Source organism: Anaerostipes sp., assembly GCF_018381315.1.
Classification (GTDB): Bacteria; Bacillota; Clostridia; order Lachnospirales; family Lachnospiraceae; genus Anaerostipes.
In genome coordinates this window covers 1-1,163 of sequence record NZ_JAGZSD010000060.1, presented here as the reverse complement: position 1 = coordinate 1,163, position 1,163 = coordinate 1, and the positions used below count along the sequence as shown (strand labels likewise).

At 45.1% G+C, this 1,163-nt stretch carries 2 protein-coding genes; one reads left to right on the top strand and one right to left on the bottom strand.

Going from position 1 to position 1,163, the window contains the following annotated elements:
- Positions 1–86 precede the first annotated feature (86 nt).
- Positions 87–509 carry an IS66 family insertion sequence element accessory protein TnpA gene (gene tnpA, locus KH180_RS16720; RefSeq protein ID WP_270587974.1) on the bottom strand — a complete coding sequence of 141 codons (423 nt, stop codon included), beginning with the start codon at positions 507–509 and terminating at the stop codon, positions 87–89.
- A gap of 147 nt (positions 510–656) precedes the next feature.
- Here tnpA and KH180_RS16715 point away from each other — a divergent pair.
- A partial coding sequence (locus KH180_RS16715) for a transposase family protein (RefSeq protein WP_290762535.1) occupies positions 657–1,163 on the top strand: 507 nt, incomplete at its 3' end.

Here is a 1,163-nt window from a genome sequence, read left to right as displayed (position 1 = left end):
GACAATGCTACAGAGACCATCGATCGATTTGCGCATGTCTGTTGTGCCACATACGATATAGATGTTGTCCGCCACGGAGATATCGCCTAACACCCGGTGCCTTTCACAAGGCTCAGAACCCGATCAAGGATAGCAAGGTCAGTTCCATTGGCGATGCGGATTGTCGCATTGCCGAGAGATATTTCTATGCTGGCAGGAATATCTGCAATACAGGTTGGACTCGCAGGCGCTGGCTGGCATAGAAGCATCAGCTCAGGATCCGCTGCTTTTGAATGGACGTTTAAGCGGACCACTTCCTGAGCCGGAGTCGGTGAAGGCTCCGCTTTGGAGATTGACTCAGGGATTTCACAGCAGGCCTTCCTCCTGAGCCTACTGACCCAGTTGTAAAAGGTTCCCGGATGGATTCCGTGCTCCTTGCACCACTGATAATCGGAGAGCCCACTGTTCCTGCATTCCATAATTAGTTGAAACTGCTGATCAGCCGGGACTCTGGCTTTGTAACTGGACATTTTCGATACCTCCATAAATGTGTAGTGAAATGCCTAATTATTCCGGGACTCTTTGGTTCTTCCGCATTTTTCCGTATAATCCATTGAATAATTATTTTCGCGTAGTATAATACAACCATATATATTTGCTGGAGGAGCTTTATGCGGATGGAAACAAAAGTAGAGATACAAAGATTTTATCCAACAGAATTAGAAGCCGCACATATTTATCAGACGGATACAGAAATCCGCATTAAAATGTCTGCCCGCTCTAAAAGCTGTACTTGTCCAAAATGTGGGACCATTTCTGAACATCCGCATGGAACTTACGAAAGAAAGGTCCAGGATCTCCCAATCCTTGGGAAATCCACCTGGCTTTTGGTAAATACCTATGAATACCAATGTGATAATCCTGATTGTGATGTTACGACTTTTGCCGGGACTATCAATGGATTTCTGAACTACTACAGCAGGATGACTGACCGTTGTGCGGATTTTATCTGTACATTAGCATTGGAAACTAGCTGTGAAGGATGTTACCGTATCTGCAAAACAATGAATCTCAAGACCAGTGGTGACAGTGTCGTCCGCCTGCTCACAAAGCAGTATAAACTGCAGGAAGAAAATAAATGCAGCAGTGTTATCGGTGTTGATGATTTTGCTTTCAAAAAACGG